Source organism: Geodermatophilus sp. YIM 151500 (assembly GCF_025716945.1).
Classification (GTDB): Bacteria; Actinomycetota; Actinomycetes; order Mycobacteriales; family Geodermatophilaceae; genus YIM-151500.
Genome location: NZ_JAOVZT010000007.1, coordinates 56,313 through 80,256, shown reverse-complemented (window position 1 = coordinate 80,256; position 23,944 = coordinate 56,313). Strand labels below are relative to the sequence as shown.

Genomic DNA, 23,944 nt, shown 5'->3' with positions numbered 1-23,944 from the left:
ACCGGCCCCGTCCCGGGTCCCGCCCCGAGCCTGCGAGGGGTGGGGTGGTGAGGGCCTGGACCGGCCCCGTCCCGGGTCCCGCCCCGAGCCTGCGAGGGGTGGGGAGGACGGGGTCCTTTATGCGATCGCGACGGTCGTCTCGTTCAGGCCGACCGACGCGGAGAGCACGCGCTCCCCGCGGCCGACCGGCGCCAGCGAGCGCAGCTTCCACTCGCCGGGAGCGGCGAAGAAGCGGAACTCGCCCTCGGGACTGGTGACCACCTCGGCGGTGAACTCGTCGGTCGCGTCCAGCAGCCGCACGTAGGCACCGGCCACGGGCGCGCCGTCGTGCCACACCTGGCCCTGGATGACCGTCTGGGTGTCGAGGTCGACCCCGGCCAGCGAGCCGCCCTGCTTGGGGGCGCCGCACATGCTCAGGCCCCCTTCTCGATCGGCACGCCGACCAGCGAGCCGTACTCGGTCCACGAGCCGTCGTAGTTCTTGACGTTCTGGTGGCCCAGCAGCTCGCGCAGCACGAACCAGGTGTGCGACGACCGTTCGCCGATCCGGCAGTAGGCGATGGTGTCCTTGCCGGTGTCCAGACCGGCTTCGGCGTAGAGCTTCGCCAGGTCGTCGTCGCTCTTGAAGGTGCCGTCCTCGTTGGCCGCCTTGCTCCACGGCACGTTCACCGCGCTCGGGATGTGGCCGGGGCGCTGCGCACCCTCCTGCGGCAGGTGCGCCGGGGCGACCAGCTTGCCGGCGAACTCGTCGGGCGAGCGGACGTCGACCAGGTTCTTCTGCCCGATCGCGGCCACGACCTCGTCGCGGAAGGCGCGGATGGTGGTGTCGGGCTCCTTGGCCGTGTACTGCGTCGCCGGCCGCTGCACCTCGTCGGAGGACAGCGGGCGGCTGTCGAGCTCCCACTTCTTGCGGCCGCCGTCGATCAGTTTGACCGCGTCGTGGCCGTACAGCTTGAAGTACCAGTAGGCGTAGGCGGCGAACCAGTTGTTGTTGCCGCCGTAGAGCACCACGGTGTCGTCGTTGCTGATGCCCTTGGCCGACAGGAGCTGCTCGAACTGCTCCTTGCTGACGAAGTCGCGGCGCAGCGGGTCCTGCAGGTCCTTCTTCCAGTCCAGCTTGACGGCGCCCTCGATGTGGCCCTTGTCGTAGGCGCTGGTGTCCTCGTCGACCTCGACGAAGACCAGACCCGGGGCGCCGAGGTGCTCCTGGGCCCAATCGGCGGTGACGAGCACGTCGCTGCGGCTCATGGGGTTGTCCCTCCTGTGGATGTGCGGACGGTGGTGCGGCGCGCGCCGGGGCGGCCCGGCGGCGGGGGTGCGGACGGCGCGACGGCGCGCGCGTCGACGGACGCGGGCGGTGCGACGGTCATGGAGAAGGCTTCCGGACGGCGGACGGCAGGCGCGTCTGGGCGAGCGGGATCGCCCTCAGGAGGCCGGACAGAGGCAGCTGCCGACGCGGCACAGGTCCACCGTGCGCCGCGAGGTCAGCAGGATGCCCACGCGGGAAGGGTAGCCGATCACCTCGCCGCGCCCCCGGCGACGCCCCGCCGCGTCCGGTTCCGGCACCCCGGGCCGGCGGTGGGGCCCGGCGGGTCACGTGCCGATGACGGTCTCCGACGCCGCAACGGCGACGTCCACGCCGTCCGGGGTCGGCGCCACCCCGGTGAGCTCGAGCCCGTACGGCAGGTCCGGGAGGCGGTAGCGCAGGTCGAGCGCTTCGGAGAGCCGCTCGACGGTCCCGGCGGGCAGGTCGACGCCGGCACCGGTCGCCTCCCGGACGTCGATGACCAGGTCGCCGTCGTCGAGCTCGATCAGCCCGGAGGCGGTCAGGTCCACCTGCCGGCCCAGCAGTTCGACGGTCGTCGCGATCCGCAACCCGTCGCCGTCCGGGGTGAGCGTCGTGCCGGAGCCGAACTCGGTCGAGAGCAGGTCGTACGAGAGGGTCGCCGTCCCGTCGATGGCCGCGACCGGGACCTGCTGCACCGACCCGGTCAGCGCGCTGGACAGCGGCACCTGCACCCCGCGCAGCGTGACGTCGGCCCGCGTCCCGGGCCGCCCGAGGTCGTCGGCGTCGAAGGAGATGCGCACTTCGTCGTAGTTGCCGGCCACCACCTGGCTGAGGAACGGGAAGCCGGCGATCTCGACGTCTGGTGCACCGGGCAGCTGGCCCTGCCGGGCGATGCCGTCGGCGACCCGGCCCTGGGCGATCACCACCGCGACGCGGTCGGCCACGACGAGGAGCCCGGCGAGGGCGACCAGGACGACGGCGAGCGCGCGCATGCCGGCCAGTGTCCCGGAACGGGGCGGAGGGGTGCGGAGCGGCGCGCTCGAGCGGTGCCCACGGCGGGACCGGGTCAGGGGGTGATCTGCAGCGCCATGGCCAGCGCCACCGGAGCGGCCGCGGCCAGCGGGAGCACGCCCTGGACGGCGGCCGCGGCCCAGCGCGGCCGGCCGCCGTCGACCCCGGCCTCGATGACGACGTAGCTGGCCACGAGGCTGGTGAGCACCGCGACCGCGCCCAGCACGCCGCCGTAGGTCGACGCGGCGAGGGCGTCGAGCAGGTCGTCGGGCGCACGCCGCAGCCAGGCGACACCGGCGCCCGCGCCGACGGCCACGAACGCGGCGAACAACCCACGCGGCACGCCGAAGGCGATCTGCGGGCGCGGCAGCACCAGGTCGGCCAGGTGCCCGGCCAGCAGCGCGCCGCCGACGGCCAGCAGCGCGGTGACCGCCAGCCGCTCGCCGTCGTCGGTGCCCGCCCGCCGCAGCACGACCGCCAGCGCGCTCACCGCGCACAGCAGCAGCACCCCACCGGCCAGCGAGGCGACCAGCGCGTCGCGCCGCGTGCGCAGCATCTGCTGCAGGACCACGGCCAGGAAGCCGACGCCCAGCACGCCGAGCAGACCGCCCAGGGCCGGGCGCTCCGGGAGCACGAGGGCGAGGTCGGCCGCGACGGCCGCGCCCGCGCCCACCACGACCGCGCCGGTGGCACCGCGGACGCGGGCGGTCACCACCCAGCCGGCCACCAGCGCGAGCTGGAGCACCAGCACGGCGGCGAAGCGGCCCCCGTCACCGAGCACCTCCGGTGCGGCGACGAGCAGCGCCACCGCCGCGACGGCCGCCGCGGCCGCCGGCAGGTGGTGCGCGGTGCCCGGCGGCGAGTCCTCGGGCGCGTCCTCCAGCGTGGCGCTCCTCACGGGTCGATCGTGGCAGACGCCCAGCGCCCGATCCGCTCGACGAGCGGGACGGTGAGCCCGCTCTCGGCGTGTCCGAACCCCGGGACGACGACCGCCGTCGCCGCCGGGCCGGCCGCGCGGGCGAGCGCGGCGAAGTGCTCGACCGGGAAGTACGCGTCGCGGTCGCCGTGCACGAGCAGCAGCGGCGTCGGCGCCACCGCGGCCACCGCCTCCAGCGGCGACACCGGGGGCTCCGGCCACGGGCGGTCCAGCCGCAGGCCGAACAGCGACCGGGCGACCCGGCGGCCCGCCGTGGTCTCGATCAGCCAGTGCACCCGCCGCATCGGCCGGGTCTCCCGCACGTACCAGCGGGCGACCGCGCTGATGCACACCACGGCGTCCGGCCGGTGCGCGCCGAGCGCGGCCTGCCGCAGGGCGACCCCGCCGCCCATCGACAGCCCGACGGTCACCGCCGCCCGGGCCCCGTCGGCCCGCGCGGCGGCCACCGCGGCGTCCAGGTCCAGCAGCTCGCCGTCCCCGCCGACGGTCGAGGCGCCGCCGGAACGGCCGTGGCCCCGGAAGTCGAGGGCGCGCACCTCCCCGAAGCGGCTGAGCCAGCCCGCGGCGCGCAGGCTCGCCGCCCGGCCCACGTCGTGGGTGAAACCGTGCGCGACGACGAAGGTCAGCGGGCGCCCGCCGGCCGGTGGGGGCACCGGCGGCGCCACCGGTGGCGAGGCGGCGACCGCCACCCCGGACAGCTCGACGCCGTCCGGCGTCCGCACACGCAGCGTCCGCGTCCGGCTGCGCGGCGGGACGACGGCGGGCACGTCAGCTATCCTGCAGGCTCACCTCGACAGCGCCGTCGACGGCCTCCCCGAGGAGACACATGCGACTCGTGCTCATGACCGCGGCGCGTCAGGCGACCACCGAGGTGCTCCCTGCCCTGGGCCTGCTGGGCCACCAGGTGCGCGTGGTGGCCCCGGAACTGTCCAGCCTGCTCGACGGCGACGGCGGCGACGTCGTCCTGGTCGACGCCCGCCACGACCTCGTCCGCGCCCGCACGCTGTGCGGGCTGCTGTCCTCGACCGGCGTCGCGTCGGCGCTCGTCGCCGTCCTGTCCGAGGGCGGTCTGGTGGCGCTGTCGGCCGACTGGGGTGTCGACGACGTGCTGCTCGACACCGCCGGCCCGGCCGAGGTCGACGCCCGGCTGAAGTGGGCGACCGCCCGCCGGCTGGCCGCGTCGGTGCCCCTCGACGGCGCCGACGGCGGTGTCACCAAGGCCGGCGAGCTCGTCATCGACGAGCACAGCTACTCGGCCAAGCTCCGCGGCCGGGCGCTCGACCTCACCTACAAGGAGTTCGAGCTGCTCAAGTACCTGGCGCAGCACCCCGGCCGCGTGTTCTCCCGGGCGCAGCTGCTGCAGGAGATCTGGGGCTACGACTACTTCGGCGGCACCCGCACCGTCGACGTCCACGTCCGGCGGCTGCGCGCCAAGCTCGGCGCCGAGCACGAGGCGCTGATCGGCACCGTCCGCAACGTCGGGTACAAGCTCGACCAGCAGGTCGCCGACGCGACGGCCGCGGCGGCCCGGACCGAGGAGCAGCCGGCTCCCGCACCGCTCGCCTGAGGCCCGACCTGGCCGCCTCCGCGCCCGTCCGCGACGTCGTCCGCCTCCAGCCCGACGACGTCCGCGCCGTCCTCGCGTTGCTGAAGGACGCGGCGGCCGCCGACGGCGTCCGCCCGCTGTCGGAGGAGGCCGAGCTGCGGATGCAGCACGGCGGGCCGCTGGGCGGTCGCGACCTGGTGGTCACCGGGCCGGACGGCGCGGTCGCCGGGTACGCCCGCTTCGAGGCCGCGACCGCCACCGGCGACGCGGAGGCCGAGCTGGTCGTCGGGCCGGCGTACCGGCGGCGTGGGCTCGGCGGGGCGCTGCTCGACCGGCTCGAGCAGCTCGCGACGGGACGCCCGCTGCGGATGTGGGCGCACGGCGACCTGCCCTCGGCCACCGCGCTGGCCGAGCGGCGCGGCTACCGGCGGGCGCGGGTGCTCCTGCAGATGCGCCGCGGCCTCGCCGACGTCGACCCGACGCCGCGCCCGGCGCTGCCCGAGCGCGTGCGCGTCCTGCCGTTCCGGCCCGGCCGCGACGAGGCCGCGTGGCTGCGGGTCAACGCCCGCGCCTTCGCCGCGCACCCGGAGCAGGGCGCCTGGACCGCCGAGGACCTGCGCCTGCGGGAGCAGGAGCCGTGGTTCGACCCGGCGGGCTTCCTGCTCGCCTGGCGCGGCGACCCGGACGCCGGCGGCACGCTCCTCGGCTCCCACTGGACGAAGGTCCACCCACCCGGGGACGCCGCCGCCGAGGCCGTCGGGGAGGTCTACGTGCTCGGCATCGACCCCGACGCGCAGGGCCTGCGGCTGGGCGGCGTGCTCACCGACCTGGGGCTGGCGTACCTGCGCGGGCGGGGGCTGGGGTCGGTGCTGCTGTACGTGGAGGCGGACAACGCCGCCGCCGTCCGGCTCTACGAGGGACGCGGGTTCCGGCGGTTCGCCGTCGACGTGTCGTGGCGGTCCGCGACGCCCGCGGACTGAGCATCCGCGTCGCCCACGCGCTCGTTCACCCGCCGGACGTGATGTGTACGTCACCCCTTCGGGGAGCCCTTCGCCCGCGTTCACCGCGTGTTCATCCCGCCACGGTTGGCCGTCCACCTCGGCTATCTACCTTCCGGGGCGTCGGACCTCATGCCCGGCACCGACGTCCGGGCCCCCAGTCGAAAGGCACCGAGGTGAAGCTCAGCACCAGGACGCGCACGCTCCCCATCGGCGTGGCGCTCGCCGGCACCCTCGCCCTGTCCGCCTGCGGCGCCGCCAACGAGCAGGGCGGCACCGCAGGCGGTGGCGCCGGAGGCGGTGGCGAGGTGAGCGGCACCCTCGTCGGCGCCGGCGCCAGCAGCCAGGAGGCGGCCATGCAGGGCTGGCGCGCCGGCTACACCGAGGTGCAGCCCGGAGTCACGGTCAACTACGACCCGGTCGGCTCCGGCGGCGGCCGCGAGCAGTTCCTGGCCGGCGGCACCGACTTCGCCGGCTCCGACGCCCCGCTCGACGAGGAAGAACTCGCGCAGGCCGAGGAACGCTGCGGATCGGCGGGCGTGTTCGAGCTGCCCAACTACATCTCACCGATCGCCGTCGCCTACAACCTCCAGGGCGTCGACGCGCTGAACCTGTCCCCCGTGACGCTGGCCGGCATCTTCGCCCAGCAGATCACCAGTTGGAACGACCCGGCCATCGCCGCGGACAACCCCGACGTCCAGCTGCCCGACCTGCCGATCACACCGGTCAACCGGTCCGACGAGTCCGGCACGACCGAGAACTTCGCCGAGTACCTGGCCACGGTCGCCCCGGACGTCTGGACCTACGAGGTCAGCGGCGACTGGCCGGTGCCCGGGGGCGAGGCCGCCCAGGGCACCTCTGGCGTCGTCAGCGCCATCGGCGCGGGCGAGGGGACGATCGGGTACGCCGACCTGAGCCAGGTGGAAGGTCTCGGCGTGGCGTCGGTCGGCGTCGGCCCGGAGTTCGTCGCACCCACGGCCGAGGCCGCCGCCGCCGTCGTGGAGAACTCGGAGACCCTGGAGGGACGCGGCGAGTACGACTTCGCCATCGAGCTGGCTCGCGACACCGCCGAGTCGGGCAACTACCCAATCGTCCTGATCAGCTACCACATCGGCTGCATCGAGTACGCGGACCAGGAGACCGCCACCCTCGTGCAGGACTTCATGGGCTACGTGGTCAGCGCGGACGGGCAGGAGGCCGCGGCCGAGGCCGCGGGTTCGGCACCGATCTCCGACACGCTGCGTGGCCAGGCCCAGCGGGCGATCGACGCGATCACCGCCGCCGCGGGATGACCCCTCGGGGCGAGGCGGTCACCGCGGTGACGCAGTACCTTGCGGCGACGGCCCGGGGCGTCCTCCGACGTCCCGGGCCGTCGCGCCGCCCGCGACCGGACGGCCCGACGGCAGGTAGTAGGAATCGACCTGCAGGTTCCCATCGACCCAGCACCCCGGAGCAGCGGTGACCGCCACGAAGGCCACGACCGAGCGCCGACCGCGCCGACCGGTGCGCCGTCGCGGCGACCGCATCTTCGCCGGCAGCGCCCAGGGCGCCGGCATCCTGATCCTGGTCATCCTGGCCGGGGTCGCGGCCTTCCTCGTCATCGAGTCGCTGCCGGCGCTCACCGCACCGGCCGAGGAGATCCCGGGCGGCGAGGGGGTCGGCGCCTACGTCGCCCCGCTGCTCTTCGGCACGCTGCTGGCGGCCGTCATCGCGCTGCTCGTGGCGACCCCCCTGGCGGTGGCCATCGCGCTGTTCGTCACCCACTACGCGCCCCGCCGGCTGGCCGCGGGACTGGGTTACCTGGTCGACCTGCTCGCCGCCATCCCGAGCATCGTCTACGGCTTCTGGGGCATCTTCTGGCTGGCGCCCAAGCTGGTGCCGTTCTACCGGTGGCTGGAGGAGAACCTCGGCTTCGTCCCGCTGTTCGCCGGCCCGACCTCTGCGACCGGCCGGACGATGCTCACCGCCGGGCTGGTCCTGGCGGTCATGATCCTGCCGATCATCAGCGCCATCTCCCGCGAGGTGTTCCAGCAGGTGCCCACCCTGCACCGGGAGGCCGCTCTGGCCCTTGGCGCCACCCGCTGGGAGATGATCCGGATGGCGGTCATCCCCTACGGGAAGTCCGGCGTCATCGGCGGCGCGATGCTCGGTCTCGGGCGCGCGCTCGGCGAGACGCTGGCCATCGCCCTCGTGCTGTCGGTCTCCGGCGGCATCACCTTGAACCTGATCAGCAGCGGCAACCCCTCGACGGTGGCGGCCAACGTCGCCCTCGAGTTCCCCGAGTCGTCGGGCCTCGACATCAACACGCTCATCGCCAGCGGCCTCGCGCTGTTCCTGATCACGTTCGCGGTCAACATGCTCGCCCGCTGGATCGTCAACCGCCGGGCCGACTTCTCCGGGGCCAACTGATGACCACGCAGATCACCCCCGCGCCCCCGGCCACCGACGGTCGGACGACGCCATCGCCGGCGCAGCGACCGGAGGGCCGCCTGCCGCGGTGGGTGCCCGGAGCATGCTTCGCCGCAGCCGCCGCCGTCGCCGTCGGGCTCGAGGCGATGGGCGACTTCAACATCGCCCTCGCCGTCCTGTGGACCGCGGTGCTCGGCACACTCTTCGTCTGGGTGTCATCCCGGCTGATGGAGGGTCCGCGCAAGGCGACCGACCGCCTGGTCACCTGTCTGGTCGGCTCCGCGTTCGGCATCGCGATGGTGCCGCTGCTCTCCCTCGTCTACGAGGTGACGCGACGCGGCATCGCGCGGTTCGACCTGACCTTCTTCACCTACTCGCTGTACGGCATCGTCGGCGAGGGCGGCGGCGCCTACCACGCCCTCATGGGCACGCTGGTGATCACCGCGCTCACCACCCTGATCTCGGTCCCGATCGGGCTGCTCACCGCCATCTACCTCGTCGAGTACGGCACCGGCCGGCTCAAGCGGGCGATCACCTTCCTGGTCGACGTGATGACCGGCATCCCGTCGATCGTGGCCGGCCTGTTCGCCTACGCGCTGTTCGCGCTCGTCCTCGGCCCCGGCATCCGGCTGGGCTTCGCCGGGGCGGTGGCGCTGTCGGTGCTGATGATCCCCGTGGTCGTCCGCTCGTCGGAGGAGGTGCTCAAGCTCGTCCCGAACGAGCTGCGCGAGGCCTCCCTGGCCCTGGGCGTGCCCAAGTGGCGCACCATCGTCAAGGTCGTCGTCCCGACGGCGATCGCCGGGTTGGGCACCGGCGTGACGCTGGCCATCGCCCGCGTCGTGGGCGAGACCGCGCCGCTGCTCATCACCGTCGGCATCACCAACGCGACCAACCTCGACCCGTTCGCCGAGCGCATGGCCACCCTGCCGGTGTTCGCGTACTACCAACTCACCCAGCCGGGCGTCCCGCCGGAGTTCGCGATCGACCGCGCCTGGACGGCGGCCCTGCTGCTCATCATGCTGGTCATGGGCCTGAACCTCGTCGCCCGCTTGATCAGCCGCTATTTCGCTCCCAAGACCAGTCGCTGACCGCCGGCGATCGACCAGGAGGACCTCGTGGCCAAGCGCATCGACTGCTCGGACGTGAACATCTACTACGGCGACTTCCTCGCCGTGGAGAACGTCACCGTCTCCATCGAGCCCCGCAGCGTGACCGCGCTCATCGGCCCCTCGGGCTGCGGGAAGTCGACCTTCCTGCGCGCCCTCAACCGCATGCACGAGGTGATCCCGGGCGCCCGCGTCGAGGGCAAGATCGCCATGGACGGGCAGGACCTCTACGGGCCCGACGCCGACCCGGTGGCGGTGCGCCGCCAGATCGGCATGGTGTTCCAGCGGCCCAACCCGTTCCCGACGATGTCGATCTACGACAACGTCGCCGCGGGTCTGCGGCTCAACAGCAAGAAGCTGAAGAAGTCCGACCTCGACGACCTGGTCGAGCGTTCGCTGCGGGGTGCCAACCTGTGGAACGAGGTCAAGGACCGGCTGAACCGCCCCGGCTCGGGCCTGTCCGGCGGCCAGCAGCAGCGGCTCTGCATCGCCCGCGCGATCGCCGTGGAGCCCGATGTGCTGCTCATGGACGAGCCCTGCTCGGCGCTGGACCCGATCTCGACGCTGGCCATCGAGGACCTCATGGCCGACCTCAAGGACCGGTTCACCATAGTGATCGTCACCCACAACATGCAGCAGGCCGCGCGGGTGAGCGAGCAGACCGGCTTCTTCAACCTCAACGGGGTCGGGCAGCCCGGCCGGCTGATCGAGTTCAACCCCACCGAGAAGATCTTCAGCAACCCCGACCAGAAGGCGACCGAGGACTACATCTCCGGCCGCTTCGGCTGATCCCGCCCGGGTCTCCCGCCGGACTCCGGGGGTTCAGCAGCGGGCGACGACCGGCTGAGCCGCCGCCTGCGCGGCCGGGTCGGGCGCGGGTTGCTCGGCCGGCGTCTCGGCCGGCGGGGCCGGGGCGGCGAGCTCGACGGGCACCACGCCGGCGTAGCCGGGTCCGAGGACCAGCTGGACGGCGTCTCCGATGGCGTCGGTCGGCTGCAGGACCGCTCCGGGCACGGCGGCGGCGACCGTCCGGGCCTCCTCGGCCACACCCGGCCCGTGGCGGACCAGGGTGGCCTCGACGGCGCCCGGCTCGTTGCCGACCTCGCCGACGGTGAACCCCAGTCCGCGCAGGGACTCGGCCGCCGTGCCCGCCAGCCCCGTGGTGCCGGTGCCGTTGAGCACGGACAGGGTCACCTGCTCCGGGGGCACGACCGGGCCGGCCGGCTCCGCCGGCGCCTCCGGCGCGCTCCCGGCCGCGTCGTCGGCCGGGGTGCCGGCCGCCGCATCGGCCGCCGCTTGCGCCTGCGCCCGCGCCGCGGCCTCCGCCTCCTGGGCGGCGAGGATGTCGGCGGGGACCCGGGTCTGCCCGATCACCTCGTCGAACAGCGCGCGGGTGGCGGCGCCGTCCAGCAGCACGAAGGCCTGGTCGCTGCCCGTCGGCACGTAACCCAGCTGCGCCACCGGCAGTTCGGCGCGCTGGACGGCGCCCTGCGGCAGGTCGCCGAGGGAGCCGGCCAGCTCGCGCAGGTCACCGAGCGTGGTCTGGGAGTCGACGGTCAACCCACCGGCGGCGCGGACGAGGAACGGGGTGAGGGTGAGCGGGTCGGCCAGCGTGCTCGGCGACAGCGCCGCCCGCAGGGTCGCGGTGAGCAGCACCTGGGTCCGCTGCGCCACCCCGGCACCGGTGACGTCGGTGCCCGCGTCGCCCGGTCGCAGGTACTCGTCGACCGCGGCGGCGGTGAGGCTGGTCGCTCCCGACCCGGCGGGTGCGGGCGCGGCGCCGGGCAGGCAGACCGGCACCCCGCCGAGAGCGTCCACGAGGCCGGGCAGCCGGTCCAGGTCGATGCCGAGGTAGTGGTCGATCCGCAACCCGGTCAGCTGCTGGACGCTGCGCACCATGCACGACGGGCCGCCCTCGAGCAGCGAGGTGCCGAAGGCCTCCGCGACCGGCTGCCGGACGTCGCCGTCGGGAGTTCGGCAGGCGGGGGTGTCGACCAGGGCCGTGGGCGGCAGGCTGACCAGCACGGCACGGTCGGCGTCGGCGGCGACCGACACGAGCAGCGCCGTCACCGACGGTGCGCCCTCCTGCCCCGGGACGCCGGTGCCCACGACGAGGTAGTTCTCCGCGTCCGCCTGCAGCTGCGCGGCCAGCACCTCGGGTCCGTCGGTGGCCAGCGCGTCGACGCGGTCGATGCTGCGGTCGACGTAGAAGTACAGGCCCAGGTGGTACAGCACGACGACACCCACCAGGGCGACGAGGGCGCCCACCACCCGGCGCAGGCGCCGGCGACCCGGGCTGGGCGGGGCCTTGCGCGGCCGGGCCGGCTCCGCCTCGCGCGGCGGGGCGAGGCCGGGCAGCGGCGGGACCGGTCCCGTGCGACGGACCGGGCGGCCCTCCCCCGGCGACGGCACGGCCCCGGGCGCCGGGGGCAGCCCGGGGAGCGGCGGAGCGGCCCGTCCTTCCGGGGGCGCCGGCCGGGCGGCCGCCGGCACCGGAGGCAGGCCGGGCTGCGCAGCCGGACGTGCCCCCGGCACGGGGGGCAGCCCCACCTGCCGGGCTGCGTCGGGCGCGGCGGGCCGGCGCGGAGCGGGACGGTGCGCGGCCGGTGCGGGGGACGGCGCAGCCGCTGCGGGGGACGGCGAGGCGGACGGCGCGGCCGGTGCACGGCCCGCGTCGGCGCCGGGCGGAACGGGAGGGAGGCCGGAGCGGAGCCCGGACGGCGGGGGCGCCGCGGCCCCGCGTCCGGGCGGCTCGGGGGCGCGCCGCCCGGACGGCTCCGCTGCGCCGCGGGCCGGCGGCTCGGGGGCACGCCGGGTGGACGCCTCGGCGGCGCGGCGCACGGCGCGGCGACGTCCGGTGTCGGTGCCCTGGCGGGCGAGCAGCTGCTCGACGGTGACCGGCGCCGCGCCGGGCTCGTCGGCCCGCGCGCGTCCGCGGCGGGGACGGCCGGGGACGTCACGGTCGCCCGCGCCACCCCGCGTCGGCTGATCCCCCACCGGTCTGGACACCTTCTCGTCGTCACCGTGCGACAGCCCCCGCTGCCGACCGTCCTGTCACCGCGCGCGCACGTTCCGTCGGTGACCGTCCACGATACGGGCGCCGGCGTCACCGGGGGTACGGGACGCGCTGTCCGGACCGGTCCCCTCGCCCGCCCCGCCGGGTGGCCGCGCGGTCCTACCGGCGTCGGGCTGCGTACCGTTCGGCCGCGTGAAGCTGCCGTTCGTGCCCGCACCGTCCGACGTCCTCGCGGCCGTGGAGCGCCTGCGCGGCGGGGTCGACGAGGCGCTCGCCCTCGTCCCCCGGGTCGGTGCGGCGGTCGGCCGGCTGGAGGCGCTGCTCGACGGCGTCGGGACCCTGATGGCCCGGGTCGACGGCCTGGTGGCCCGGATGGACCGCACGCTGGACGCCGCCGAGGCCGCCGTCCGGGCGGTGGACGCGACCCGCGCCCGCGCCGACGAGGCGGTCACCGGGGTGACCGCCACGCAGGTGGCCGCCGACGCGGCGATCGCCGCGGTGGTCACCACCCAGGTCGACGCGGACCGGGCCATCGCCGCCGTGACCCGGACGACCGGGCGCGCGGACGAGGCCATCACCGCGGTGGCGCGGACGACTGCCGACGCGGACCGGGCCATCACGGCCGTGATCCGGACGACGGAACGCGCGGACGAGGCGATCGGCACGGTCGGCGGGACGACCGCCCGCGCCGGCGAGGCGATCGCGGCGGTGGGCGACACGACCGCCCGCGCCGAGGCGGCCATCGGCGCTGTCGTCGGGACGACGGAGCAGGCCGGTCGTGCCGTCGCCGCCGTCCACGGCACGACCGAGCGGGCCGGCGAGATCGTCGCCGCCGTCGGTGGCACCACCGAGCGCGCGGAGCGGGCCGTGGAGCTCGCCGCCGCGCTGGTGGATCGGATGCAGCCGCTGCTGGACGTGTACGAGCAGCCGCTGACCGAGCTCGGACCGTCGATCCGCCGGTTCGCCGAGACCTTCGAGCCGCACGAGGTCGAGGCGCTCGTCACGCTCGTCGACCGGCTGCCGGTCCTGCTCGCCCACCTCGACGAGGACGTCCTGCCGGTGCTGCAGACCCTCGGCGGGGTCGGCCCGGACGTCCACGACCTGCTGGACACCGTGCAGGACCTGCGGCAGATCGTGAAGGGGTTTCCGGGCTCGCGGCTGCTCCGCCGCCGCGGCGCCGAGGAGATCGCCGAGGACGAGCAGCGGGAGGGTGCCGGCGCCTGAGCGGCGCCGGGTTCCCCGCCGCAGGTGCGTCAGGATTCCGTCGGGTAGCCGAGCGCCCGGACGACGTCACCGACCCGCTCGTAGGTCTCCCCCGCGGGCAGCCGCTCGAGCTCGGCGACGACCGCGTCGGGTGCGCGGTGGTCGCGTGCGGCCTCCACCAGGTCGGGCCCGGTGCTGGGGAAGTCAGCGCGGTCCAGCCAGCGGGCGAGTTCGGCGCGCGCGGTCACCGCGTCGGCGTCCATGCCCACGGGGGTGCCGCCGACGAGCGTGCCGGCCGGATCGGCGTCGATGTCGGGATCGGTCTCGGCCTGCGGCTCGACCTCCCGCCACTCCTCGCTCCGCGTGGCGCGCTCGGCCTTCATCATCCCCTGGGTCTCGTGCACGAGGTCCTCGTCGACCCGGGGGCTGTGCTTGGTGCTCCGCTCGGACGTGCCGGCGAACGGGGTCTCGCTCACGGTGCTCCTCCTGCGCTCGTGGTGCGGTCGCCGGTGCGTCGCGCGCCGGCGACCCGATCGGTCGCGCCGTACCGCCGCACGGGCGCGGCGCGGCGGTCAGTCCTTGTGCAGCGCTCCGCCCTTGTGCACGGCGGTGCCACCGCTCTTCTCGCTCTCGACCTCGTACTGGGGCTCGTCCTCGCTGGCCCGCACGGTGCGGCCGGCGGCCTCGGTGTCCGAGGTGATCTTCTTCTTCACGGTGCCCTCGGCCTTGCCGCCGTGGCTGTTCCAGGAGACGTGGTCACCCTTCTCCAGGTCGTCGGACATCAGCCTCTCCCTCGTCGTCCGGGGCGCCCGGGACGGCCGGCCGCGTGCTGCTCCCCGTGCCCGCCGGGTGGGCGGGGCACACATCGGCCGCGGGGCCGGCGCCCGGCGGCCGGCCGCGGTGCGCCGGTCCGCGCGCATTCACCCGATCGGGACCGAACCTCACCCCGCAGGGCCATGGCGCGGGAGCCGGGGTCACGTAGCGTGGCCGTCGACGCGGTCCTCCCGGGTGAACGCCCAGCCAGGACGCACCTTCGCGGCTACGCACGGTGAGATGGACCCGTCCTCGATCGCCGGCCCGGTCGGTCCCCTTCCCCCGGGGCCGGCCGGGTCGGCCCGTTCCGGCCCTCGCCGGGGAGCCGCCCGGACCGGCACCTCCTCCCGGACGGCATGCTCGTCGGCGTGCGCCCCGCCGACCCGACCTCGGTCCCCCCCGGCGGCCTCCGCCCGGTGCACGTGCTCACCGTCCGCGCGGTCACGAGCGTGACGCCCTCGGTGCGCCGGGTGACGCTGGCCGGTCCGGTGGCGGCCGCGACCTCCGCGGGGCCCACCGTGTCCGTGCTGGTGCCGCGCGTCGGCGACCCGGCGCCGCGCTGGCCGCAGGTCGCCCGGGACGGGCGGATCGTGTGGCCCCAGGGCAGCCACGGGGTGGCGCTGCGCAGCTACACCGCCCGCCGCGAGGACCCCGCGGCCGGCGAGGTCGACGTCGACTTCGTCCTGCACGGCGACGGGCCGGCGGCGACCTGGGCGGCGGCCGCCGCACCCGGGGCGGTGCTCGGCGTCGCGGGAAGCGGCCCGCTCGGGCACCGGCCGGCCGGGCGGCTGCTCCTGGCCGGCGACGAGACGGCGCTGCCGGCCATCTCCCGCATCCTCGCCGAGGCCGCGCCGGGTACGACCGGCCTGGTGCTGCTGGAGGTCGCCGATGCCGCGGAGGAGCAGCCGCTGCCCGCGCCGCCGGGCGTCGAGCTGCGCTGGCTGCACCGCGGGACCACGCCGCCGGGTGCCAGCACCCTGCTGGCCGAGGCGGTGGCCGCCCGCCCGCCGCCCGGGGCGGAGGACGTCTTCGCGTGGGTCGCCGCCGAGTCCGCCGCCGTCCGCAGCGTGCGCGCGGACCTGCGGGGACGCTGGGGGCTCTCCCGGGCGCAGCACCACGCCATCGGGTACTGGCGCCGCGGCCGCGCGATGGCCCCCGCCCCGTAGCGGAGTGGAACCGTCGGCGTCACAGCCCGGGGACCGCGCCGGATCCACTCCGCTCAGCGAGCTCACAGGTAGCGTCCAGGGGGACCGCAGCCGGCCCGGTGATGCTGGGCCCATGACCACGGCACCCGCGACCGGAGGCGTTGTGTCCGGCACCCCGCAGACCGCACGGACCGCACCCGAGGCGCGCCTGCTCGTGGTCGACGACGAGCCCAACATCCGCGAGCTGCTCTCGGCCAGCCTCCGCTACGCCGGCTTCGAGGTGCAGACGGCGGCCGACGGCCAGCAGGCGCTCGCGCTCGCCGACTCGTTCCGGCCCGACCTGCTGGTGCTCGACGTGATGATGCCCGGGCTGGACGGCTTCGGTGTCGTCCGGCGGCTGCGCCAGTCGGGCCGCCACACCCCGGTGCTGTTCCTCACCGCGCGGGACGCCGCGGAGGACAAGGTGTCCGGCCTCACCCTCGGCGGCGACGACTACGTGACCAAGCCGTTCAGCCTCGACGAGGTGCTCGCCCGCATCCGGGCGGTGCTGCGCCGCACGACCGCGGCCGCCCAGGCCGCCGAGGCCCCGCGGCTCACCTTCGCCGACATCGAGCTCGACGAGGAGAGCCACGAGGTGATCAAGGCCGGCACGCTCGTCAGCCTGTCGCCGACGGAGTTCAAGCTGCTGCGGTACCTGATGGCCAACGCCGGGCGGGTGCTGTCGAAGGCGCAGATCCTCGACCACGTCTGGAACTACGACTTCAACGGCGACGCCAACGTGGTCGAGTCCTACATCTCCTACCTGCGCCGCAAGGTCGACACGACCGAGCCCCGGCTGCTGCACACCATCCGCGGGGTCGGTTACACCCTGCGGCTGCCCCGCGGATCGTGACGCCGCGCGCCTCGCTCGCCGAGCGCGTGGCGCGCGTGCCGCTGCGCGTGCTGCTCGTCGCGCTGCTGGTCGCCCTGGTCACCGTCGCGCTCCTGGCGACCGGGGTGGCGGCCACGTCGCTGCTGCGCTCCTACCAGGACGAGCAGCGCGATCTCCGGCTCGGGACGGCGATCGCCGAGCTGCGGAACGATCCCGCGCGGGTCCTGGAGGCGTGCAGCGGGCGCCGACCCGTCGGCGGGTCCAACGACTACCTGGGCTGCGTGACCGGTGGCGGCCGGTGGCAGATGGCGTCCGGGCCGTTCTGGGACCAGGGGTCGCTGCCCGACCTCTCCCGCCTGCCCGACCGGTCCGACGGCGGCGGGCGGGACGCCGACGACGACCGGCGTGGTCCGGGCGGTTCCCACGGCGAGGGGCTCCGGCTCGCGACCGTGCCCGCCGACGACGGCAGCACCGCCTGGCGCGTGGCGACCGCGCCGTTGCCCGGGGGCATCACGGCGGTCGCCGCGGTCGACATCGGGCCGGACGAGAAGGTGATCGGCCGGCTGGTCGCCCTGCAGCTGTTCGTCGGGCTGCTCGTCGTCGGCGTCCTCGGCGCCGCCGGGTACGTGCTGGTGCGCAACAGCCTGCGCCCGCTCGGCGAGGTGGAGCGCACCGCCGCGGCCATCGCCGCGGGCGACCTCTCCCAGCGGGTGCCCGCCGGCGACGACCGCACTGAGGTGGGCCGGCTGTCGACCGCGCTGAACGGGATGCTGGCCCGGATCGAGCGGTCCTTCCGGGCCCAGCAGCAGTCGGAGGAGCGCGCCCGCCGCTCGGCCGAGCGGATGCGCCGCTTCGTCGCCGACGCCAGCCACGAGCTGCGCACCCCGCTGACGTCGATCCGCGGCTTCGCCGAGCTGTACCGCCAGGGGGCGGCCGGCGGACCGGAGGACGTCGGCCGGCTGATGCAGCGGATCGAGGCCGAGGGCGCCCGGATGGGCTTGCTCGTCGAGGACCTGCTGCTGCTGGCGCGGATGGACCAGCAGCGGCCGCTGCGGATCGCCCCGGTCGACCTGGCCGAGGTGGCCGGTGACGCCGTCCACGACGCGCGCGCGGTGCAGCCGGACCGGCCGGTGGCGCTGCAGCTGTCCGACTCGCTCACCGAGGTCCCCGTCGTCCTCGGCGACGAGGCCCGGCTGCGGCAGGTCGTCGGCAACCTGGTCACCAACGCGCTGACGCACACGCCGCCGACCGCGCCGGTCACCGTGTCCCTCGACGAGGACCCCGGCGATCCCGACACCGTGGTGCTGCGGGTCGCCGACGAGGGCCCGGGCCTGGCGCCGGACGACGCCACGCGGGTGTTCGAGCGCTTCTACCGGGCCGACACGTCACGGACCCGCCAGGCCGGGGGCACCGGGCTGGGCCTGGCCATCGTCGCGTCGCTGGTCGCCGCCCACGGCGGCACGGTCGACCTCACCACCGCCGAGGGGCGGGGGGCGACCTTCACCGTCCGCCTGCCGCGCTCGGGACCCGTGCCCGACGACGGCCCGGACGAGCGCCCGCACGACGGCGCGGACGACGACCCGCACGACGGTGCGGACGACGGCGCGGACAGGCCCCCGGACGCCGCCGCCGGACGCCCGTCCGGTGCGCCGGCGGGCGCCTGACACCATCCCGGGCGTGGAACACGACGCCGGTGCACCCTTCGACCCGGAGCTGATGGCCGCGGTCGGCGGCCTGGGCTCGGCCCTGCGGGAGCTCGTCGACGCCGCCGTCCGGACGACGGTCGGCGCGGCGGAGCTGCGGGCCGCGACCGACGCCGTCCGGGCGGTCAGCGGCCGGCTGGCCACCGCGCAGCGACCGCCGACGCAGCTCCCGGCGCTGGACGACGTCCGTGCGTTCCGGCGCGTGTACAACCCGGTCAGCGGGGTGGGCAGCGCCCTGGCGCCGCCGCTGGTCCTGCGTCGGGCGGAGGGCGGTGTCCTCGGCGACGTCTCGCTGGGCTCGGCCTACGAAGGTCCACCCGGCTACGTGCACGGCGGGGTGAGCGCCCTGCTGATGGACCAGCTCCTCGGGGCCGCCACCATCTCCGCGGGGCTGTGGGGCATGACCGCCCGGCTGGAGCTCGACTACCGCCGTCCGGTCCCGCTGCGGACCCCGCTGCGGCTGACCGCGCGGGTCGTCGAGGACGCGGGGCGGCGCTCGGTGGTGACCGGCACGGTCGCGCTGGCCGACGAGCCCGGGCGACCACTGGTCGAGGGGCGCGGGGTCTTCGTGATGCCGCGACCGGAGCTCCAGGAGGCCTACTTCGGCGCGGTGACCGACGCGTCCGGCCGGCCGTCACCGCCCGGCCGACCCACCGACGCCACCGCGCTGCGCGACGAGCAGGGGCCGGAAGCCCCCCCTTGGGAGCGATGAGCCGGGTGCTGGGTGGGGTGCGAGCCCCGTCATAGCGGACACTGGGAGCCGATCCGCGCCGCCAGCCGGCTGCGGGCTGCCGTCCGGACCCCGACGCCGACCTCCCGGAGAGCCATACCGTGACGACCCCCGACTACCGCCTGAGCCAACTGGAGACGCTGGAGGCCGAGTCCGTCCACGTCATCCGCGAGGTGGTGGCCGAGCTCGAGCGCCCGGTCCTGCTGTTCTCCGGCGGCAAGGACTCGATCGTCATGCTGGAGCTCGCCCGCAAGGCCTTCGCCCCGGCCCGCATCCCGTTCCCGGTCATGCACGTCGACACCGGGCTGAACTTCCCCGACGTGCTCGAGTTCCGCGACAAGCGGGTCGCCGAGCTCGGCGTTCAGCTCATCGTCGCCTCCGTGCCCGACGCGATCGCCGCCGGCACGGTCCAGGAGGAGCCCAACGGCTCCCGCAACCGCATCCAGACCCCGGTGCTGCTCGACGCGGTCGAGGAGCACGGCTTCACCGCGCTGTTCGGCGGCGCCCGGCGCGACGAGGACAAGGCGCGGGCCAAGGAGCGGGTGTTCTCCTTCCGCGACGAGTTCGGCCAGTGGGACCCGAAGAACCAGCGGCCGGAGTTGTGGGACCTCTACAACGGCCGGATCCACCTCGGGGAGTCGATCCGCGTCTTCCCCCTGTCGAACTGGACCGAGCTCGACGTGTGGCAGTACATCGCCCGCGAGCAGATCGCCATCCCCCCGCTGTACCTCGCGCAGGAGCGGGACGTCGTCGAGCGCCAGGGCATGCTCTACGCGGTCAACGAGTTCATCCGGCCGCGCGAGGGCGAGCAGGTGCGCCGCGAGACCGTCCGCTACCGCACCGTCGGCGACGCCAACCTGACCGCCGCCGTCCTGTCGAACGCGACCACGGTCGAGGAGGTCATCGCCGAGATCGCGGTGACCCGGATGACCGAGCGCGGCGCCACCCGCGGCGACGACAAGGTCAGCGACGCGGCCATGGAGGACCGGAAGAAGGAGGGCTACTTCTGATGGCCCCGGTCCTGGTGGCCCCCCGGGGTGCCGTCGGGACCGCCCCCGGGTCCGCGGCCCAGCGCGCGCCGCAGCCACGCGGGACGGACGACCAGCAGCCGGACGACGGCGGCCAGCAGCACCAGCCCGGTGGCCCAGCCGACCACCTCGGGTGCCGCCGGCGGCAGCGTCGTCCCGAACGCCGCCTCGAGCAGGCCGACGGCCCGTTCGGCGACGGCGTAGCCGACCACGTAGCCGACCACCACGACGAGCAGCGCGGGCACCGCCGCGGCGAAGACGAACACGCGGTCCTCCTCCGGGACGGCTCGGCCGGTCACGCGCCCGTGGCCGGGAGGCCGCGGGACGTCCGCACCAGCGTCCGCCTCCCCGGCGCCGCGCGCCAACGAGCCGACCGACACGAACAGGAGCCCCTCCGATGACCCCGCTCGAGGAAGCCGTCGACATCCGGTCCGCGGCGGCCGAGGCCGCCGCGGAGCTCGCCACCGCCCGCAAGGACATCCTGCGGATCGCCACCGCCGGATCGGTGGACGACGGCAAGAGCACCCTGATCGGCCGGCTGCTCTACGACAGCAAGGCCGTCTTCGAGGACCAGTACGAGGCGGTGGAGCGGGCCAGCGCCGGCGGCGACTACGTCAACCTGGCGCTGCTCACCGACGGCCTGCGCGCCGAGCGCGAGCAGGGCATCACGATCGACGTCGCCTACCGCTACTTCGCGACGCCGCGGCGCACGTTCATCATGGCCGACACCCCGGGTCACGTGCAGTACACGCGCAACATGGTGACCGGCGCGTCGACCGCCGACCTGGCGATCGTCCTTGTCGACGCCCGCAAGGGGATGCTGGAGCAGAGCCGGAGGCACGCGTTCCTCGCCTCGCTGCTGCGCGTCCCCCACCTCGTCGTCGCGGTCAACAAGATGGATCTCGTCGACTGGTCGGAGGACACCTACGAGGCGATCCGCGACGAGTTCACCGCGTTCGCGGCCAAGCTCAACGTCCCCGACCTGACCGTCATCCCGATCTCGGCGCTGCACGGCGACAACGTGGTGACCCGCTCGGCGAACTCGCCCTGGTACGAGGGGTCCTCGCTGCTGCACCACCTCGAGCACGTGCACGTGGCCAGCGACCGCAACCTGGTCGACACCCGGTTCCCGGTCCAGTACGTGATCCGGCCCCAGTCCGACGCGCACCACGACTACCGCGGGTACGCCGGCACGGTGGCCAGCGGCGTGCTGCGCCCCGGCGACGAGGTGACGGTGCTGCCCAGCGGGCTGAGCACGACGATCGCGGCCATCGACGGTCCGCGCGGCGCGGTGGCCGAGGCCTTCCCGCCGATGTCGGTCACCGTGCGGCTCGACGACGACCTCGACGTCTCGCGCGGCGACATGATCTGCCGGCCGGCGAACGCGCCGCACGTGACCCAGGACCTCGACGCCCTGGTCTGCTGGATGACCGACCAGCCGCTGCGGCCGCGGCAGCGGCTGGCCGTCAAGCACACCACCCGCACCGTGCGGGCCATGGTCAAGGAGCTGGCCTACCGGCTCGACGTGAACACGCTGCACCGCGACACCGCCGCCGGCGAGCTCGGGCTCAACGACATCGGCCGGGTGCGGCTGCGCACGACCCAGCCGCTGTTCGTCGACGACTACGCCCGCAACCGGGTCACCGGCCGGTTCATCCTCGTCGACGAGGCGACCAACGCCACCGTCGGCGCGGGCATGCTCACCCCCGCCGGCTGAAGAAGGACCCCCTCCTCCCCACCCCTCGCACGCTCGGGGCAGGACCCGGGAGGGGGCCCGACCCCCGGGACGGGCTCAGCCGAGCGTGACCGGCAGGTGCTCGAAGCCGCGCAGGCTCCGCAGGTCGCGCCGCACCGGTGCGCCGGCCACCCGGAGCGCGGGGAAGCGCTCGGTGAGCGCGCGCAGCCCCACGACGGCCTCGAGGCGGGCCAGGCCGGCGCCGAGGCAGTAGTGGACGCCGGCCGAGAAGGCCAGGTGGTCGCGAGCGTTGGCGCGGCTGACGTCGAACCGCGCGGGGTCGGGGAAGACGTCGGGGTCGCGGTTGGCCGCGCCGAGCAGCACCGTCACGTGCGTGCCGGCGGGCACGGTGCGGCCGCCCAGGTCGACGTCGGCGCGCGCGGTGCGCCCGGTGATCTGCACCGGGCTGTCCAGGCGCAGCACCTCCTCGACCGCGCCGTCCCAGCCGGACGGGTCGGCGGCCAGCGCGGCCCACTGGTCGCGGTGCGCGTCGAGCAGGACGACGGCGTTGCCGAGCAGGTTGACCGTCGTCTCGAAGCCGGCGCCGAGGAGCAGCATGATCGTGGCCTGCAGCTCCCGCTCGGTGAGCGCCTCCTCCTCGGGAAGGGTGGCCAGGCGGCTGACCAGGTCCTGGCCCGGCGCCCGGCGCAGCCGCGCGACGTGGTCGCGCAGGAAGGCGTGCATCGCCCGGAGCGCCCGCTCGGACGCCGCGTACCGGCGGAAGGGCAGCCCCGGGTCGAGCGTGGCGGCCGCGGCGGCGCCCCAGCGGAGGAAGTCCTCGCGCCGCTGCACCGGCACGCCGAGCAGCTCGGCGATGACGACGACCGGCAGCGCGGCGGCGTAGGCCGGCACGAGGTCGACCGGTCCGCCGCGGTGCGGCAGCGCGTCGAGCAGCTCGTCCGCGATGCGCCGGACGAGGGGCTCGTAGGCCGCGACGGCACGCGGGGTGAAGTCGCGGCTCACCAGGCGGCGCAACCGGGTGTGCTCGGGCGGGTCCAGCACCAGCATGGACGGCGGCTCGGCGACGCCGGCGACGTCCGGGTCGTCGCCGTACGCGATGGCCCGGCGCATCGGCCACGGCGCGCTCGCGGCGTCCCAGCCGACGCCGAAGCCGTCCGAGCGGAGGATCGCGTGCGCCACCGGGTGCGAGGTGGTGACCAGCCCGAGGCTGCCCGGGACGAGCGGCCCCCGGGCGCGGATCTGCTCGTACAGGGCGAAGGGGTCGTCGCGCACGGCCCGGTCGCGGAGCAGCCGGCTGGCGGGGTCGCCCCGGCGGGCGCCGCGGGCCAGCCAGAGACCGGGCAGGCCGTGCCGGACGACCCAGCGGACGGCGGTCCCCGCCGGACGGGTGCCGGACGTCCGCCTCGCGCGTCGTGCGGGACGGGCGTTCCGGGTGCTCGGCGCGGAAGTGGTCACACCGGCAGTCTGGCGGCCGGACGCGGGGACGTCAGCCGGGACGGCCCCGGGCTCCGGCGACCGGGCGGCCGGGCACCGGGGCGGCGGCGGCTCACCGGAGGACCCTCGACGGGCCGGTGGCTCAGCCGCCGGCGTTCGGGTCCGGGGCGGACGACGGGTCGCCGTCCCAGTCCTTGCCGGCGTCCTGCGCGTGCTCGGAGGCGCTGTCGGTCTGGCCGGCGACGGTCTCGACCATCTCGCGGTCGGACACGCCCTCGCCGGCCGCCTCGGTCGAGCGGGTCGGCTCGCTCATGGATCTCGTCCTCTCGTGGGGTCCGTGCGGTCCCCTGGCCCCTCCCCGGTCACCGAGGAGGGCAAACCACCTCCCGGTCATACGAGCGGCGCCCGCAGCTCGAACCAGATGCGCTTGCCACCCTGGTGGTCCTCCGACCCCCACCGGTCGGCGACGGCCTGCACCAGCTGCATGCCCCGGCCCCGGGGGGCGTCGCCCTCCAGCTCCCGGACGACCGGGCGCACGGCCGAGCCGTCGGCGACGGAGATGCGCAGCCACTCGCCGGCCAGCACCACCTCCACGGTCAGCCCGGCCTCGCCGCCCGCGTGGTCGACGACGTTCGCGACCAGCTCGGTGATCAGGAGCGCGGCGTCGTCGACCTCCTGCCGGGCACCCCACACCCGCAGGAGGTCGACGACGACGTGCCGGGCGACGGGGACGCTGCCGGCGACCGGTGGGAGATCGATGCGGGCGGTGAGGGTGGACATGCGGCGATCCGATCTGGCGACGGGCGGCGCGGGGGCGTGCGACCGTCCCCCGCGAGGTGCGCAATGGCTGTTGCGTGTTCCGTTGCGGGCAACTATGCCTCGTACGACTCACCTTCGCAACGGCCCTTGCGTGTCGCGCCTGTTGCGTGCTACCGGCCTTGCATGCAGCAGCCGTTGCCAGGTGGCGTACGCTGTCCTCCCGGGGACCCGCCCCTAAGACGACGGAGGTGG

The 23,944-nt window shown here is 75.4% G+C and carries 25 protein-coding genes; 13 read left to right on the top strand and 12 right to left on the bottom strand.

Going from position 1 to position 23,944, the window contains the following annotated elements; genetic code table 11:
* Positions 1-117 precede the first annotated feature (117 nt).
* The 5 genes from OF117_RS13420 to OF117_RS13400 form a co-directional block, all read right to left on the bottom strand.
* Positions 118-411 (bottom strand): DUF1416 domain-containing protein, encoded by a 294-nt coding sequence (locus OF117_RS13420; RefSeq protein ID WP_263553348.1) that lies wholly within the window; start codon positions 409-411, stop codon positions 118-120.
* 2 nt (positions 412-413) lie between these two features.
* A complete protein-coding gene (locus tag OF117_RS13415) occupies positions 414-1,247 on the bottom strand; it encodes a sulfurtransferase (protein WP_263553347.1) in 834 nt (277 codons plus the stop codon).
* 345 nt (positions 1,248-1,592) lie between these two features.
* Complete coding sequence (locus tag OF117_RS13410) at positions 1,593-2,279, bottom strand: DUF2993 domain-containing protein (protein ID WP_263553346.1); 687 nt, start codon at positions 2,277-2,279, stop codon at positions 1,593-1,595.
* A 74-nt stretch (positions 2,280-2,353) separates the two neighbouring features.
* On the bottom strand, positions 2,354-3,196 hold the full coding sequence (locus OF117_RS13405) for a hypothetical protein (RefSeq protein WP_263553345.1): 843 nt from the start codon (positions 3,194-3,196) through the stop codon (positions 2,354-2,356).
* Positions 3,193-4,002 carry an alpha/beta hydrolase gene (locus OF117_RS13400; protein WP_263553344.1) on the bottom strand — a complete coding sequence of 270 codons (810 nt, stop codon included), beginning with the start codon at positions 4,000-4,002 and terminating at the stop codon, positions 3,193-3,195. Before OF117_RS13400 ends, OF117_RS13405 begins: the two co-directional genes overlap by 4 nt.
* Positions 4,003-4,061: 59 nt before the next feature.
* Between OF117_RS13400 and OF117_RS13395 the strand changes: the two genes are divergently transcribed.
* The 6 genes from OF117_RS13395 to pstB all read left to right on the top strand — a co-directional run bounded on the left by OF117_RS13395 (position 4,062) and on the right by pstB (position 10,083).
* Positions 4,062-4,802, top strand: coding sequence for a winged helix-turn-helix domain-containing protein (locus OF117_RS13395; RefSeq protein ID WP_263553343.1), 741 nt, complete (start codon positions 4,062-4,064; stop codon positions 4,800-4,802).
* The gene (mshD, locus tag OF117_RS13390; RefSeq protein ID WP_318014253.1) at positions 4,799-5,761 is read left to right on the top strand and encodes a mycothiol synthase; all 963 of its coding nucleotides are present in this window, start codon (positions 4,799-4,801) and stop codon (positions 5,759-5,761) included. The genes OF117_RS13395 and mshD overlap by 4 nt, the downstream gene beginning before the upstream one ends.
* A 194-nt stretch (positions 5,762-5,955) precedes the next feature.
* The gene (pstS, locus tag OF117_RS13385; RefSeq protein ID WP_263553342.1) at positions 5,956-7,071 is read left to right on the top strand and encodes a phosphate ABC transporter substrate-binding protein PstS; all 1,116 of its coding nucleotides are present in this window, start codon (positions 5,956-5,958) and stop codon (positions 7,069-7,071) included.
* A gap of 166 nt (positions 7,072-7,237) precedes the next feature.
* Positions 7,238-8,188, top strand: a complete 951-nt coding sequence (gene pstC, locus OF117_RS13380) for a phosphate ABC transporter permease subunit PstC (protein ID WP_263553341.1) — start codon at positions 7,238-7,240, stop codon at positions 8,186-8,188.
* On the top strand, positions 8,188-9,276 hold the full coding sequence (gene pstA, locus OF117_RS13375; RefSeq protein WP_263553340.1) for a phosphate ABC transporter permease PstA: 1,089 nt from the start codon (positions 8,188-8,190) through the stop codon (positions 9,274-9,276). Before pstC ends, pstA begins: the two co-directional genes overlap by 1 nt.
* Positions 9,277-9,303: 27 nt before the next feature.
* Entirely contained in the window at positions 9,304-10,083 is a 780-nt protein-coding gene (pstB, locus tag OF117_RS13370; protein ID WP_263553339.1) for a phosphate ABC transporter ATP-binding protein PstB, read from the top strand.
* A 33-nt stretch (positions 10,084-10,116) separates the two neighbouring features.
* On the opposite strand, the gene OF117_RS13365 is transcribed toward pstB, so the two are convergent.
* A complete protein-coding gene (locus OF117_RS13365; RefSeq protein WP_263553338.1) occupies positions 10,117-11,565 on the bottom strand; it encodes an LCP family protein in 1,449 nt (482 codons plus the stop codon).
* Positions 11,566-12,502: 937 nt separating this feature from the next.
* On the opposite strand from OF117_RS13365, the gene OF117_RS13360 reads away from it, so the two are divergent.
* Positions 12,503-13,534, top strand: coding sequence for a hypothetical protein (locus tag OF117_RS13360; RefSeq protein WP_263553337.1), 1,032 nt, complete (start codon positions 12,503-12,505; stop codon positions 13,532-13,534).
* 29 nt (positions 13,535-13,563) lie between these two features.
* On the opposite strand, the gene OF117_RS13355 is transcribed toward OF117_RS13360, so the two are convergent.
* Positions 13,564-13,989, bottom strand: coding sequence for a DUF2795 domain-containing protein (locus tag OF117_RS13355; protein ID WP_263553336.1), 426 nt, complete (start codon positions 13,987-13,989; stop codon positions 13,564-13,566).
* Between the two features lie 96 nt (positions 13,990-14,085).
* Entirely contained in the window at positions 14,086-14,295 is a 210-nt protein-coding gene (locus OF117_RS13350) for a DUF2945 domain-containing protein (RefSeq protein WP_263553335.1), read from the bottom strand.
* 399 nt (positions 14,296-14,694) lie between these two features.
* Between OF117_RS13350 and OF117_RS13345 the strand changes: the two genes are divergently transcribed.
* The 5 genes from OF117_RS13345 to cysD all read left to right on the top strand — a co-directional run bounded on the left by OF117_RS13345 (position 14,695) and on the right by cysD (position 19,785).
* Entirely contained in the window at positions 14,695-15,492 is a 798-nt protein-coding gene (locus OF117_RS13345; RefSeq protein ID WP_263553334.1) for a siderophore-interacting protein, read from the top strand.
* A gap of 112 nt (positions 15,493-15,604) precedes the next feature.
* Positions 15,605-16,363: a response regulator transcription factor gene (locus OF117_RS13340; protein WP_263553333.1), complete on the top strand. Its 759-nt coding sequence runs from the start codon at positions 15,605-15,607 to the stop codon at positions 16,361-16,363.
* Complete coding sequence (locus OF117_RS13335) at positions 16,360-18,006, top strand: HAMP domain-containing sensor histidine kinase (protein WP_318014247.1); 1,647 nt, start codon at positions 16,360-16,362, stop codon at positions 18,004-18,006. Before OF117_RS13340 ends, OF117_RS13335 begins: the two co-directional genes overlap by 4 nt.
* A 13-nt stretch (positions 18,007-18,019) precedes the next feature.
* Positions 18,020-18,757 carry a PaaI family thioesterase gene (locus tag OF117_RS13330; protein WP_263553332.1) on the top strand — a complete coding sequence of 246 codons (738 nt, stop codon included), beginning with the start codon at positions 18,020-18,022 and terminating at the stop codon, positions 18,755-18,757.
* Positions 18,758-18,876: 119 nt separating this feature from the next.
* The gene (gene cysD / locus OF117_RS13325) at positions 18,877-19,785 is read left to right on the top strand and encodes a sulfate adenylyltransferase subunit CysD (protein WP_263553331.1); all 909 of its coding nucleotides are present in this window, start codon (positions 18,877-18,879) and stop codon (positions 19,783-19,785) included.
* On the opposite strand, the gene OF117_RS13320 is transcribed toward cysD, so the two are convergent.
* Positions 19,776-20,069 carry a hypothetical protein gene (locus OF117_RS13320; protein ID WP_263553330.1) on the bottom strand — a complete coding sequence of 98 codons (294 nt, stop codon included), beginning with the start codon at positions 20,067-20,069 and terminating at the stop codon, positions 19,776-19,778. The genes cysD and OF117_RS13320 overlap by 10 nt on opposite strands.
* Positions 20,070-20,200: 131 nt before the next feature.
* Between OF117_RS13320 and OF117_RS13315 the strand changes: the two genes are divergently transcribed.
* Positions 20,201-21,520 carry a sulfate adenylyltransferase subunit 1 gene (locus OF117_RS13315; protein WP_263553329.1) on the top strand — a complete coding sequence of 440 codons (1,320 nt, stop codon included), beginning with the start codon at positions 20,201-20,203 and terminating at the stop codon, positions 21,518-21,520.
* A gap of 75 nt (positions 21,521-21,595) precedes the next feature.
* Here the strand turns inward: OF117_RS13315 and OF117_RS13310 are convergent, their stop codons facing one another.
* The 3 genes from OF117_RS13310 to OF117_RS13300 all read right to left on the bottom strand — a co-directional run bounded on the left by OF117_RS13310 (position 21,596) and on the right by OF117_RS13300 (position 23,713).
* Positions 21,596-22,954: a cytochrome P450 gene (locus OF117_RS13310; protein WP_263553328.1), complete on the bottom strand. Its 1,359-nt coding sequence runs from the start codon at positions 22,952-22,954 to the stop codon at positions 21,596-21,598.
* 121 nt (positions 22,955-23,075) lie between these two features.
* Complete coding sequence (locus OF117_RS13305) at positions 23,076-23,246, bottom strand: hypothetical protein (RefSeq protein WP_263553327.1); 171 nt, start codon at positions 23,244-23,246, stop codon at positions 23,076-23,078.
* A gap of 77 nt (positions 23,247-23,323) precedes the next feature.
* A complete protein-coding gene (locus OF117_RS13300; protein ID WP_263553326.1) occupies positions 23,324-23,713 on the bottom strand; it encodes an ATP-binding protein in 390 nt (129 codons plus the stop codon).
* Positions 23,714-23,944: the final 231 nt, after the last annotated feature.